The organism is Actinomadura sp. NPDC048955 (assembly GCF_040649435.1).
GTDB lineage: Bacteria > Actinomycetota > Actinomycetes > Streptosporangiales > Streptosporangiaceae > Spirillospora > Spirillospora luteofluorescens.
The window spans coordinates 1-11,521 of the sequence record NZ_JBEZJI010000001.1; the positions used below are offsets into that span (position 1 = coordinate 1).

Genomic DNA, 11,521 nt, shown 5'->3' on the forward strand with positions numbered 1-11,521 from the left:
CTTTTCGTTGTTGCCCGCCCCCTTACCGTGGTATTCGGGAGAGGGCCGGGGGGGGCGGGCGCGGCCTTCTCATCGTCTCCGGCTTTGCGCGCGCCTAGTAGGTGCGGCGGATGTGGAAGCCCCAGCCGCCCTGCTGGAGCGTCTCCTCGCGGACGAAGTCCTGGGACTTCATGCGGCACCAGGCGGGGATGTCGGTGCGGGCGGCGGCGTCGTCGGCGAGGACGGCCACGACCTGCCCGACCGGGACCTCCCGGATCCGCTCGGCCAGCATGATGATCGGGATGGGGCACTTGCGGCCGAGCGCGTCGATGACGAGCACGGGCGGCGGGCCCTCCGGCTCCGCGGGGGGCGGCGCGGCGTCGACGGGCGGTGCGCCGGTCCTGGCACGTCCTCGGAACCTCATGGGCGCGACCGCCTCCCTGTCTCGAAGGTGTTCATCGTCGTCCGGCGGAGGCGGGCGACGGCATCGGGGAGCGCGGCGATGAAGCGGCCGACGTCCTCCGAACCGACGCCTCGCGGCAGCGATACCCGCACGTTCCCATGCGTAATCACTCCCATCGCCTCCAGCACATGGCTCGGACGCAGCGTATCCGCCGTGCAGGAGCTGCCGGAGGAAACGGCGAAACCCAGCCGGTCGAGTTCGGTCAGCAGCGCCTCGCCCTCCACGTACAGGCAGGAGAACGTCACCAGGTGGGGGAGCCTGCGGACCGGGTCGCCGATCACCTCGACGTCGGGAACGGTCTGCGGTACCTCCGTCCGGATGCGGTCCACCAGAGCGGAGACGCGCGGCGCGTCCGCCGCCATGTCGGCGCGGTAGGCCACCAGCGCGGCCGCGGCCGCGGCGATGGCGGGGACGTTCTCGAACCCGGGGACCCGGCGCGCCTCGCGCTCGTCGGCCGGCAGCGGCGAGCGCCACCGGGTGCCCTTGCGGACGGCGAGCACGCCGACGCCGGGCGGGCCGCCCCACTTGTGGGCACTGCCGGCGAGGTAGGACCACCCGCCGGGGACCTCGGCCCGCCCGAGGGACTGCGCCGCGTCGACGAACAGCGGCACGCCGGCCGCGCGGCAGGCCTGCGCGACCTCCTCGACGGGCTGGAGGGTGCCGACCTCATGGTTGGCCGACTGCAGGCAGGCCAGCGCGGTGTCGGGCCGCAGCGCCGCGGCGAACTCGGCGGCGTCGACGCGGCCGGCCCGGTCGACGCCGACGAGGGTGACCTCGCCGCCGTCGCGCTCGTGCAGCTCGGCGGCGTGCAGGACGCTGGAGTGCTCCACGGCGCTCGCCACCAGGTGCCGCCCGGTGCGCCGGCGCGCCTGGAGCCCCCCGAGGACCGCCAGGTGCACCGCCTGGGTGCCCGATGAGGTGAACCACACCTCGTCGGCACGGGCGCCCAGGACGCCGGCGACACGCGCGCGCGCCCGGTCGAGCAGCATCCGGGTGCCGCGGGCCGCCCCGTACAGCCGGGCGGGGTCGGCCCAGGCCGCGTCCAGCGCCTCCAGCAGGGCGGCTCGCGCCGCCGGGTGCGGAGGCTCGGTGGACGCGGCGTCGAAGTAGCCGCCCGGAGTGCTCGATCCTGCCACGTGAGAACACTAACCGGGCACCCGATCGGGGGTTCGCGCGACCCTCGCGCTAGGGTGTCCACCACACGTGTAAACACCGATCTCTCCGCCCGGCCGACCGGGCTTTCATCCGTGGGGAAGGCATTCCGTGAGTCCGACCCGCTCTAGGGAGCGGCGTACGCCTGTGCGCAGTCGCCGCGCATTGAAAAGCGCCGGCGCGCTAGGGCTGCTGGCGCTCTCCGCGACCGCGTGCAGCGGCAGCCGCCTGGGCATGCCCGAGCCGATCAGCGTCCAGGGCGAGCGCATGCTGAAGCTCTGGCAGGGCTCCTGGATCGCGGCGTTCGCGGTCGGGGCCGTGGTCTGGGGCCTGATCATCTGGGCGGTGCTGTTCCACCGCAAGCGCTCCGACGACCTGCCGCCGCAGGTCCGCTACAACATGCCGATCGAGATCCTCTACACGGCGGTCCCGTTCGTCATCATCGCGGTCCTGTTCTACTTCACCGCCAGGGACGAGAACTTCGTCGAGAAGACCACCAAGGATCCCGCGGTGGTCGTCGACGTGATCGGTTTCCAGTGGAGCTGGCAGTTCGACTACAAGGAGAAGGACGCCGCGGGCAAGGAGAGGACGGTCGCCTCCGTCGTCGGCCAGCCCGTCGCCCCGAACGGGCCCGCCGCCGCCAAGCCGGTGATGACGATCCCCTCGGGCAAGACGGTGCGGGTGCGCCTGCACGCCAACGACGTCATCCACTCGTTCTGGGTGCCGGCACTGATCTACAAGAAGGACGTCATGCCGGGCTACACCAACGAGTTCGAGTTCACGGCGAACAAGCTCGGCACCTATGAGGGCCGCTGCGCCGAGCTCTGCGGCGTCGACCACAGCCGGATGCTGTTCCAGCTCAAGGTCGTGACGCCGGACCAGTACCAGAAGTTCATCGCCGATTCGAAGCAAGCACTGGCCGCGGGAGGTGCCAAGTGACCGCGACGAGTCACGCACCGAGCGCGCCGATCGCCGCGCCGCGGACGAGCAAGGGGCGCATCATCGCGTCCTGGATGTCGTCCACCGACCACAAGGTGATCGGCTACCTCTACCTGATCACCTCGTTCGTGATGTTCCTGTTCGGCGGCGTGCTCGCGCTGCTGATCCGGATGGAGCTGTTCGAGCCGGGCCTGCAGTTCGTCAGCAACGAGCAGTACAACCAGCTGTTCACCATGCACGGCACGATCATGCTGCTGATGTTCGCGACGCCGCTGTTCGCGGGCTTCACCAACGTCATCATGCCGCTGCAGATCGGCGCGCCCGACGTGGCGTTCCCCCGGCTGAACATGCTGGCGTACTGGCTGTTCCTGTTCGGCAGCCTGATCGTCATCGCGGGCTTCCTGACCCCGGGCGGCGCCGCCAGCTTCGGCTGGTTCGCCTACGCCCCGCTGTCGGACGCGGTCCGCTCGCCGGGCGTCGGCGGCGACATGTGGGTGATGGGCCTGGCGATGTCGGGCTTCGGCACCATCATGGGCGCGGTCAACTTCATCACCACGATCCTGTGCATGCGGGCGCCGGGCATGACGATGTTCCGGATGCCGATCTTCACCTGGAACGCGCTGCTCACCTCGATCCTCGTGCTGCTGGCGTTCCCGGTCCTCGCCGCCGCGCTGCTGGCGCTGGAGGCCGACCGCAAGCTCGGCGCGCACATCTTCGACGCCGCGCACGGCGGGGCGCTGCTGTGGCAGCACCTGTTCTGGTTCTTCGGGCATCCGGAGGTCTACATCATCGCCTTGCCGTTCTTCGGCATCGTGACCGAGATCCTCCCGGTGTTCAGCCGCAAGCCCGTCTTCGGTTACATCGGCCTGGTCTTCGCGACCATCACCATCGCGGGCCTGTCCATCACCGTGTGGGCGCACCACATGTTCGTCACCGGCCAGGTGCTGCTGCCGTTCTTCTCCTTCATGACGTTCCTCATCGCCGTTCCCACGGGGGTGAAGTTCTTCAACTGGGTGGGGACCATCTGGCGAGGACAATTGACGTTCGAGTCGCCGATGCTGTGGTCGCTGGGCTTCCTCGTGACGTTCCTGTTCGGCGGGCTCACCGGCGTCATCCTGGCGTCGCCGCCGATGGACTTCCAGCTGTCGGACTCCTACTTCGTCGTGGCGCACTTCCACTACGTGGTGTTCGGCACCGTGGTGTTCGCGATGTTCGCCGGCTTCTACTTCTGGTGGCCGAAGTTCACCGGCAAGATGCTGAACGACACCCTCGGGAAGATCCACTTCTGGCTGCTGTTCATCGGCTTCCACGGCACGTTCCTGCTCCAGCACTGGCTGGGCGCCGCGGGCATGCCGCGCCGGTACGCCGACTACCCGAGCGAGTTCCACGGGCTGAACGAGATCTCCAGCATCTTCTCGTTCATCCTCGGTGCCTCGATGCTGCCGTTCTTCTACAACCTCTACATCACGTGGAAGCGGGGCACGCGCGTCGAGGTCGACGACCCGTGGGGCTACTCCAACTCGCTGGAGTGGGCGACGTCCTGCCCGCCGCCGCGGCACAACTTCAACTCGATCCCGAAGATCCGTTCCGAGCGGCCGGCGTTCGACCTGCACCACCCGCACGTGGGTGCCAAGGGCGAGCTGGCCGGGGCGAAGGGGGAGTAGCCGATGCGCGTCCAGGCGTTCATGTTCTACGGGTGCGCGGTCTTCTTCCTCGCCACCGACGTCGTGTACTGGCTCTGGTCCAACGACTGGACGGGCACGACGGCGCTCGCGCTCGCGGTCGGCCTCGCCGGGCTCATCGGGTTCTACATCCACTTCACGGTCCGGCGCCTCGAGCGCGCCAACGCGGGGCCGCTGTACGAGGACGACCCGGAAGGCGAGATCGCGGACGCGGCGGGCGAGCTGGGCTTCTTCAGCCCGCACAGCTGGTGGCCGCTGTTCGTCGCGCTGTCGGCCACGGCCGTGGCGCTGGGTGTGGTGTTCGGCTGGTGGCTGGTGATCCTCGGTGCCGCTGCCGCCATTCTCACGTCCGTCGGTCTGGTGTTCGAGTACTACCGGGGTCATTTCGCCCACTGATCAGTAAAAGAACCCCATCAAGGGCCGGTGTCCGCTTTCTAGCGGGTACCGGCCCTTTCGAACATACTGGGCGCCTTTCCAGCGACCGGGCTGGAACCGACAGATCGCCCAGTGGGACGACCGGGGGGTCCACATGCGGGTGAGTGGCTCAAGGCCGGGAGACCGGGGGCGGCGTACCGCCGCGCTCGTCGTCGGCGGTGTGCTCGTCGGCGCGGGTGCCGCGGCGTGCTCGGGGGGCGCCGGACCGCAGGGCAAGGACGAGGTGAAGCTCGCGGTGTCGCCGGACGGGGGCGGGAAGCTGCGGCCGGACAGCCCGATCGCCGTCGAGGCGCGGCAGGGCACGATCGAGAACGTGACGGTGGCGACGAGGGCCGGCGCCGTCGAGGGGGACCTGAGCGCCGACAGGACGCGGTGGCGGTCCCGGTGGACTCTGAAGCCGGGCACGGAGTACACCGTCCAGGCCACCGCCCTCGGCCGGGACGGCCGGACCCGTACGGTCCGCAGCGGCTTCTCCACGGCCGAGGTGAAGAAGACCAACGACGTCACGATCGAGGCGCCGTTCAACAAGGAGACCGTCGGCGTCGGCATCCCGATCATCGTGCACTTCGCCCGTGCGGTGAAGGACCGGGCGGCGGTCGAGCGGGCACTGGAGGTCACCGCCGACAAGACCGTCGAGGGCGGCTGGAGCTGGTTCGGCAGCCAGGAAGCGGTGTTCCGGACGAAGAGCTACTGGCCGGCCCACACGAAGGTGTCGTTCCGGGCGCACCTCAGCGGCGTGCGCACCGGGCAGGGCGTGTACGGCGGGAAGGACTACGGCGTCGACTTCAAGGTCGGCGACTCGCACGTCTCCACGGCCGGCGAGGACAGCCACAAGATGGTCGTGAGGGTCAACGGCAAGAAGGCCCGCACGATCCCGACGAGCATGGGGAAGGGCGGGGAGCGCAAGTACACCACCACCAACGGCGTCCACCTCGCCATGGGCAAGGAGGACCCGACCATCATGACGTCGGAGTGGGACGGCTGCGGCCCCGGCTGCGCCGGGTACTACAGCCTCACCGTCTACAAGTCGGTGCGGATCTCCGACAGCGGCGAGTACGTCCACAGCGCGCCGTGGTCGGTGGGCTCCCAGGGCAGCGAGAACGTCAGCCACGGCTGCATCAACGTCAGCCCGTCCAACGCGAAGTGGTTCTACAACCTCTCCCAGCGGGGCGACCCCATCACGGTGACCGGCAGCGACCGGGAGTTGGACGCGGAGAACGGCTGGGGGTACTGGCAGGTGAAGTGGCAGGACTGGGTGAAGGGCAGCGCCCTGAAGCGGTCGGTCACGACGGCCGCGCACGTGGACGCGGCGACCCTGTCGGCCCAGCGGGGCGCCAAGCCCAAGGCGCCCGAGAAGCAGCGGGCCGAGGGCAACTGAGCGGCGGCTACCGGAGCGGCGGCGGCACCTGGACGCGGTGCAGGCGCGCCCAGTCGCGGGCCATGGCGATCCGGTCGGGGCCCGAGGGGTGCGTGAGCCACAGCAGGTACTCCGCGGCGTCGGGGTCCAGGTCGGAGATGTTGCGCACCGACAGCGCGTGCTGCATCGACACGAACGTCGCCGGGTCGCGGGTGAGGTTCAGCGCGTGCGCGTCGGCGCGGGCCTCGATGCGGCGGCTCACGAGGTTCTGGACGGGGGCGGCGAGCGTCGTCCCGGCCGTCACCAGGGCGAGGAGGAGCGCGATGGACCTCGGGTCGGCCGCCCCGCCGCCGCTGCGCGGCTCACGTCCCGTAGCGCCGGAGCCGGTCTCGTCGGGATCGAGCCCGGCGCGCCGCAGCAGGCGCGGGGACGTCGTCAGCAGGTACAGCAGGCACAGGGCTCCGGCCACGCCGAGCGCGCCCACGAGCGTGCCCCACAGCACGTCGTCGCGCTTGGCGTGGCCGAGCTCGTGCCCGACGATGGACTCGACCTGGGCGGGCGGCGACTTCAGCAGCGTGTCGTAGAGGACGATGCGGCGCGTGGAGCCGAACCCCGACACGTAGGCGTTCAGCGACGTCGTGCGGCGGGAGGCGTCCGCGACGAGGACGTCCTTGACGGGCACGCCGTCCCGCCGGGCCATCGCCAGCAGGTCGCCGCGCAGCGGCCCCGCCGGCAGCGAGTGGAACTTGTTGAACACCGGCTCCACGGCGAGCGGGTAGACGAACGAGGCGAAGACGACGAGCACGAACCCGCCCGCGGCGGCGCCGGTCCACCAGTAGCGCGGGAAGCGGCGTGTGAGGGTGAAGAGGAGCAGCAGGGCGATCGTGTAGATGACCCACGTGAGGGCGAGGGACTTCGCCTGGTCGACGAGCCATGAGGGCCAGCTCTGCGTGGACAGCCCGTACCGGCGCAGCACGGACTCGCCCCAGACGTCGAACGGGAGCCCCGCGACGCGCAGCAGCGTGGTCAGGGCCATGGTCCCGAGGATGATCCGAAGCGGCCGGCGGCGGGTCTTCGCGGTGGCCCAGCCGAGGAACCGGGCGCCCAGCGGCGTGAGGCCCAGCACCAGGATCAGGGCGAGGCCGACGAGGAGCCCGGTGTAGGCGGGCGGGTTGACGGCCGAGTCGAACGCGCGGGAGCGGGCGATCTCGGCGGGGGTGAAGTCCAGCGCGGGATCGGGTGTCACGCGGCCGCCGGGGACGTGCCCGGGCAGCGGGTTCCACGGCGTGGTCCTCGCGAGGACGGTCGCGACCCCGGCGAAGAGCACGGCGGCGCTGACGGCGGCGGCGATCCGGGGCCGCCGCGCGGGGGCGGCGCCGGGCGTCCCGGCGGCGGCGCCCTCGGCCCGGCCCTCGTCGGTCTCCGCCTCGCTCATGCGAGCTCCTCCTTCACGTAGTCGCGCCACAGTGCGGTGAAGCGCTCCCGGGTGAGGCCGAGCACGTCGTGCAGCGCCGCGGCCTCCGGGGCGCGCCCGGCGGCCCGGTAGAGCCGCACCAGCGCCGCCTCACCGTACCGGTCGGCGACCATCCGGCAGGCGAGCCAGGCCTCCTGGTAGGCCTGGGAGAGGCGGGGGGAGCCGCCGGCGAAGGCGCCGGCGGCGGGGAGCGCGGACGGCGCGCGCCCGGCGGAGACTTCGCGGTGCAGCTCGCCCGCCGCCGTCCGGGTGCTGATCTTGACGCGCCGGTAGCCGACGTAGTCCGCGAAGCCCTCGATCAGCCACAGCGGGGTGCGCCGGTCGCGGGCGCCGCCGGTGGCGACGTGGGTCAGCTCGTGGGTGAGCACGACGTCGCGGCCGAGCTCGTTGAGGCGGCCGAAGGTGCCGGGGGAGACGATGACGCGGTCCTCGCCGCGGCCGCCCCCGGCGGCGGGCGCCACGGTGGCGAGCGCGGCGATCTGGCCGAGGCTCTGCCCGGGGCCGGCGAGCGCGGACGCGAGGGTCGCGTCGGCGGGGACGAGCGCGACGACCCGCTGCGCCCACGCCTTGCCGACCACGGACGTGACGACCGGGACGGCGGCGTCCAGCCGTTCGGCGATGCCGTCGAGGCCGGCGCCGTCGCCGATGACGAGGCCGGAGCGCCCCCTGGCCACCGCCAGGGGGCCGCAGTCCCAGATGTCGGTGTCGTCGGCGAGGCCGCGGGACGTCCCGTCGCCGACGATCGTCCACGTCCCGGCCCGGGGGGCCAGCGTGAGGTAGCGGGTGCGGGCCACGTCGCCCCGGTCGAAGCCGCGCAGCCGGTAGCGCACCTCGACGCGGACGACGGCGGTCGCGCCGTCCATGGCCTCGGTGTCGACGAGGCGCTCCCGCCAGCCTTCCAGGGGAAGCTTCCGGAGGTTCCCGTACACGCGGGACTGGGCGTCCTGGAAGGCGGCGGGGGCGCTGCCCACCGTGGCGAGGAACGCCATGCGGTCGCCGTCGCGGACGGCGCGGGCGCGGTTGGCGAGCACGGCGGCGGCCGTGTCCGGGCTGAACGTCCCGGCGGCCGGGGAGGTGGGGGCTCCGGAGCCCGGCGCCCCGCCGCCGGAGCGCGAGCCGGCCAGGCCGGCGCCCCCGGCGAGGAGGACGGCGGCCCCGCCCGCGCCGAGGGCGAGGACCCTGCGCCGCGTCACGGGGGCGTCCTGCCCGGGGCCTTCCTCCATGGGCGCGATCCTATGCAGGGCGCGGGGCGGTGGGCGCCGTCACGACCGGTAGTCCGGGTAGCCGTAGCCGACGACGACGTCTGTGGAACGTTCCTTCACACGGACGGCGTTGTCGGCGTTGCCCTCGACGGTCTCGATCGTGCCGTCGTCGACCTTCTCGACCACCATGCCGACATGCTCGATGTCGTCGACGGACTCGCCGCCGTCCCAGGCGAAGAAGACGATCGCGCCGGGCCTCGGCTCGGTGCCCCAGCGGCCGTGCTCCTGGAACCAGCGGGCGTGGGCGACGGTCCAGGCGTCGCTGCCGACCTGCTCGCTGAAGCCGATCTGCTCGCCCACCCAGGAGACGAACATGTCGCACCAGTTCGCGTCGCCGTAGCCGTCGAGGGAGCCGCCGTCGCGCGCGAGCGTCTCCCGCGCGCGGGACGTGGTCATGTACCACTCCTGGAACTTGGTCTCGCCGCCGCCGTCCTCCTCGATGCCCACCTGCGAGCGGGCGAGCCTGATGGCCTGCGCGGCGGTGGGCCGCGACTTCGCGGCGGCCTTCTCGGAGGTCTTCGCCCGCGCCTGCTCGGGCCGGGCGTCCCTCTTGGCGGCCGGGGCCTTCGAGGCGGTGGGCTTGGGCGCCTTCCCGGACGCGGGCCCGGACGTGCGCCCGGACGGGGCGCCGTGCGCCGTCAGGCCGGGGGCCAGGTCGGCGGCGGCGGAGCTCACCGGGGTGGAACCGAACGGCAGGACCGACGCGTTCGCGGTGGCCGCGGCGGTGCCGAGCACGGCGGCGCCGACGACGACGCCGCCGGTCGTCCGCCATGCGAGGGACAGGGAGTTCGGCTTGCGGTGCCTGCCGGGGGTCTTCTTGCAGTGCGCGCGTGGCACGGGGGGATCTCCTCGACTTCCATGCCGCCTACCGGGTTAGCTGACGGGTTCGGGCGTGGAAGCCGCCCTACGGCCCGCGAAGGCAGGCCGATTCACCCCGAAAGGACGCAGTGGGTCCCCGGTTCCGCGACGGGCCGCGCACAGGGGCACGGCGGTCCGCGGACTCGGCGGTGACGCGCCCGAGAGAGGGCACGCCGGTTCGGATGGGAATCTCGGCGGGCGGTGGCGCCCGCGGAGCAAAGGGGGGTGGGGGCGTGACCGCGTGGCGGCCACGCCCCAGGTAACGCTGCGGGATTCACTCCTTGTCTTCCAGACGCCTACCGGGTTAGCTGACGGGTTCGGGCGTGGAAGTGGCCCTACGGCGGCTCTCACCGGACTGCCGGGAGAGACGCGCCGATTCACCCCGGGTGCCGGAATGCCCGTCCGGAGAGGTTCTCCGGACTCCGGCGGTGTGGGTCCCCGGTTCCGCGCTGAGGCGGATTCGGCGTTGCCGCTGCGATCCTGGGGGCGAGATGGGGCCCGGCGCGGGACCTGTCTCCCGCGTGCGAACGAGCGGCGCCTGATGTTGTGGGCGGACGGCGTCCCGTCTCCGGGGACCGTCCGGGGCCTGCCCCGTGTACGCCACCGCGGCTGCGCGCTCAGCGCCATGCACGCTGCGGGCGTGCGCCCGGTGGACGGGGTCGGCCTGGTCTGCTTCGAGACCGTGCGGCGCCTTCGGGCGCCGCGGGACGGCACGTGGGGCGTGCCGCCCTGGGGGGAGCGGCGCGTGGCTCGCGCCGCCGTCACGCGGGTGCTGGATGCGCCGCGTGGGGCCGGGGCGCCTGGTGGGCGCCCCGGGGCCGCGGCGTCTGGAGGGCGCCGTGAGTGGTGACAACGTACCAAAACCCCAAAAGAAGGCAAACCCCCCCAAAATCAACAACGGACCAGGTCAAGCCTGGTCCGTTGTGGAGGGAGGTCCGGTCACGCCCGCGGGGCGGGGGTGTCAGGGCCCCGCGTCAGGGGCGCCCGGCGCCGTAGTAGTTGCTCAGGTAGTACCCGGAGGTGATGTCGCTGATCTTGACGACGTCGCCGGTGTGCGGGGCGTGGATCATCTTGCCGCCGCCCACGTAGAGGCCGACGTGGCCGAGGCTGCTGAAGAACACCAGGTCGCCCGGCTGCAGGTTCTCCTTGGCCACCCGCTTGGTCGCGGCGTACTGCGAGTTGGTGGTGCGGGTGATGCCGACGCCCGCGGCGGCCCAGGACTTCATGGTCAGGCCGGAGCAGTCGTAGGAGCTCGGGCCCTCGGCGCCGTAGGAGTAGGGCTTGCCGAGCTGCGCGTAGGCGAAGTTCAGCGCCGAGCGGGCCGGCCCGCTCGCCGGGCCGTTGTAGGTGCCGCCGGTGTTGCCGCCACCGCCCGGGCGGGACGGCGTGCCCCCGCCGAGCCGGCGCACGAGCGACTTCTGCTTCTGCACCTGCTTGTCGAGTTCCTGCTTCTGCTTCTTCAGCTCGTCCTGCTTCGACTTCACCTCGTCGTAGGCGGACTTCGCCTGCGCCTGCTCCCGGCGGAGCCGCTGGGCGGTCGCGAGGAACTGGGTGAGCTGGGAGCTGCGCTCCTGCGACAGGTGCGAGAAGACGGCCGCCTGGTCGAGGATCGACTGCGGGTCGTTGCTGCCGACGAAGCCGGTCACATCGGTCGAGTCGCCGTTCTTGTAGGCGGTGGCCGCCATCTGAGCGATCTTGGACCGCTGCTCCTCGAAGCTGGCCTGCTCCTGCTTGCTCGCCTTGGTCGCCGAGTCGAACTTCTTCTTGGCGACCTTGAGCTTCTCGCGGTTCTGGTTGAACTGCTCGACCTTCTGGTCCATCTTCTCGTTGAGCTTGTCGAGCGTCTTCTGGGCCTGCGCCCGGGTCGGCTTGGGCTCGGCGTGCGCCACCACCGGGGAGCAGGTCAGGGAGACCGTCACG

Annotated in this window: 10 protein-coding genes and 2 riboswitches; of the genes, 4 read left to right on the plus strand and 6 right to left on the minus strand. The window is 71.9% G+C overall.

From position 1 onward, the window contains the following. Window positions 1-94 precede the first annotated feature (94 nt). Both AB0C84_RS00005 and AB0C84_RS00010 read right to left on the minus strand, forming a co-directional pair. Window positions 95-403 carry a sulfurtransferase TusA family protein gene (locus tag AB0C84_RS00005; RefSeq protein WP_179842943.1) on the minus strand — a complete coding sequence of 103 codons (309 nt, stop codon included), beginning with the start codon at window positions 401-403 and terminating at the stop codon, window positions 95-97. After that, entirely contained in the window at window positions 400-1,578 is a 1,179-nt protein-coding gene (locus tag AB0C84_RS00010) for a cysteine desulfurase family protein (protein WP_361059419.1), read from the minus strand. Before AB0C84_RS00010 ends, AB0C84_RS00005 begins: the two co-directional genes overlap by 4 nt. A gap of 250 nt (window positions 1,579-1,828) precedes the next feature. Between AB0C84_RS00010 and coxB the strand changes: the two genes are divergently transcribed. From coxB to AB0C84_RS00030, 4 genes are all read left to right on the plus strand, one after another. After that, window positions 1,829-2,533: a cytochrome c oxidase subunit II gene (coxB, locus tag AB0C84_RS00015; protein WP_361059422.1), complete on the plus strand. Its 705-nt coding sequence runs from the start codon at window positions 1,829-1,831 to the stop codon at window positions 2,531-2,533. A 74-nt stretch (window positions 2,534-2,607) separates the two neighbouring features. Beyond that, window positions 2,608-4,197, plus strand: a complete 1,590-nt coding sequence (ctaD, locus tag AB0C84_RS00020) for a cytochrome c oxidase subunit I (protein WP_218906069.1) — start codon at window positions 2,608-2,610, stop codon at window positions 4,195-4,197. A gap of 3 nt (window positions 4,198-4,200) precedes the next feature. Beyond that, the gene (locus tag AB0C84_RS00025) at window positions 4,201-4,611 is read left to right on the plus strand and encodes a cytochrome c oxidase subunit 4 (RefSeq protein ID WP_179833731.1); all 411 of its coding nucleotides are present in this window, start codon (window positions 4,201-4,203) and stop codon (window positions 4,609-4,611) included. Between the two features lie 139 nt (window positions 4,612-4,750). Continuing rightward, the gene (locus AB0C84_RS00030) at window positions 4,751-6,028 is read left to right on the plus strand and encodes an Ig-like domain-containing protein (RefSeq protein WP_361059425.1); all 1,278 of its coding nucleotides are present in this window, start codon (window positions 4,751-4,753) and stop codon (window positions 6,026-6,028) included. Between the two features lie 7 nt (window positions 6,029-6,035). Here the strand turns inward: AB0C84_RS00030 and AB0C84_RS00035 are convergent, their stop codons facing one another. The 4 genes from AB0C84_RS00035 to AB0C84_RS00050 form a co-directional block, all read right to left on the minus strand. Next, window positions 6,036-7,442, minus strand: a complete 1,407-nt coding sequence (locus AB0C84_RS00035) for a M48 family metallopeptidase (protein WP_361059428.1) — start codon at window positions 7,440-7,442, stop codon at window positions 6,036-6,038. Beyond that, window positions 7,439-8,704, minus strand: coding sequence for a hypothetical protein (locus tag AB0C84_RS00040; protein WP_361059431.1), 1,266 nt, complete (start codon window positions 8,702-8,704; stop codon window positions 7,439-7,441). The genes AB0C84_RS00035 and AB0C84_RS00040 overlap by 4 nt, the downstream gene beginning before the upstream one ends. A 39-nt stretch (window positions 8,705-8,743) precedes the next feature. Next, on the minus strand, window positions 8,744-9,580 hold the full coding sequence (locus AB0C84_RS00045; RefSeq protein WP_361059434.1) for a CHAP domain-containing protein: 837 nt from the start codon (window positions 9,578-9,580) through the stop codon (window positions 8,744-8,746). 9 nt (window positions 9,581-9,589) lie between these two features. Next, window positions 9,590-9,729: riboswitch (cyclic di-AMP (ydaO/yuaA leader) on the minus strand. A gap of 150 nt (window positions 9,730-9,879) precedes the next feature. Then, a riboswitch (cyclic di-AMP (ydaO/yuaA leader) is annotated at window positions 9,880-10,077 on the minus strand. Window positions 10,078-10,575: 498 nt separating this feature from the next. Continuing rightward, a complete protein-coding gene (locus AB0C84_RS00050) occupies window positions 10,576-11,520 on the minus strand; it encodes an NlpC/P60 family protein (protein ID WP_361059437.1) in 945 nt (314 codons plus the stop codon). Between the last annotated feature and the right edge of the window lies 1 nt (window position 11,521).

Excerpts from the sequence above, each read along its gene's own strand:
- AB0C84_RS00005 (WP_179842943.1), bottom strand. The coding sequence starts at position 403 with ATGAGGTTCCGAGGACGTGCCAGGACCGGCGCACCGCCCGTCGACGCC.
- coxB (WP_361059422.1), top strand. The coding sequence starts at position 1,829 with ATGCCCGAGCCGATCAGCGTCCAGGGCGAGCGCATGCTGAAGCTCTGG.
- ctaD (WP_218906069.1), top strand. The coding sequence starts at position 2,608 with ATGTCGTCCACCGACCACAAGGTGATCGGCTACCTCTACCTGATCACC.
- AB0C84_RS00025 (WP_179833731.1), top strand. The coding sequence starts at position 4,201 with ATGCGCGTCCAGGCGTTCATGTTCTACGGGTGCGCGGTCTTCTTCCTC.
- AB0C84_RS00035 (WP_361059428.1), bottom strand. The coding sequence starts at position 7,442 with ATGAGCGAGGCGGAGACCGACGAGGGCCGGGCCGAGGGCGCCGCCGCC.
- AB0C84_RS00040 (WP_361059431.1), bottom strand. The coding sequence starts at position 8,704 with ATGGAGGAAGGCCCCGGGCAGGACGCCCCCGTGACGCGGCGCAGGGTC.